At 79.2% G+C, this 710-nt stretch carries 1 pseudogene; it reads right to left on the bottom strand.

The features are described 5' to 3' along the window. Positions 1-629: pseudogene (locus tag OZN99_RS32900) on the bottom strand (hypothetical protein); the annotation flags it as partial. Positions 630-710 lie beyond the last annotated feature (81 nt).

Raw genomic sequence — 710 nt, 5'->3', positions numbered from 1 at the left:
GGCGAAGTGCGGGGCGGTGCGGGGGTCGCCACGGCGGGCGGCCCGGCGGGTGGCGGCCCCTCCCCACGCGGCGGCGTCAGGTCCGGCAACCGCGCCGCTGGCGGTTCCGGGATCGCGGTGACGGGGTGCGGCTCGGGGATCGCCGCAGGTGGCTCGGGGGCTGCGGCGCGTTCGGGAAGCATCGCCTCGGGCGGCTCGGGAATTGGCGCGGGAGGCTCGGGGGCTGCGGCGAGTTCGGGCAGCAGCGGCTCGGGCGGCTCGGGAATTGGCGCGCGCGGCTCGGGGGCTGCGGCGCGTTCGGGAAGCACCGCCTCGGGCGGCTCGGGAATTGGCGCGGGCGGCTCGGGGGCCGCGGCGCGTTCGGGAAGCATCGCCTCGGGCGGCTCGGGAATCGGCGCGGGCGGTTCAGCGACCGCCGCGAAACCGGGCAGTTCCGGACCCGGCGGCTCGGGAAACGGCGTGATAGGCTCGGGAGCTGCGGCGAGCTCGGGCAGCACCGCCTCGGGCGGCTCCGGGATCGGCGCGGGCGGCTCCGGGGCCGCGGCGAGTTCGGGCAGCAGCGGCTCGGGGATCGGCTGGACGGGCTGCGGGTCGGGCGCTGCGCCGGGAATGGCCGCAAGGTCGGGCAACCGAGGCGCAGGCGGCTCCGGGATGGGTTCGAGCAGCTCCGCCGCGGCGGCAGGGTCCGGCCTGCGCGGCTCGGACCACGC

This window comes from Falsiroseomonas oryzae (assembly GCF_027856955.1).
Taxonomy (GTDB): domain Bacteria; phylum Pseudomonadota; class Alphaproteobacteria; order Acetobacterales; family Acetobacteraceae; genus Falsiroseomonas; species Falsiroseomonas oryzae.
This window is presented reverse-complemented; position numbering and strand designations above follow the sequence as displayed.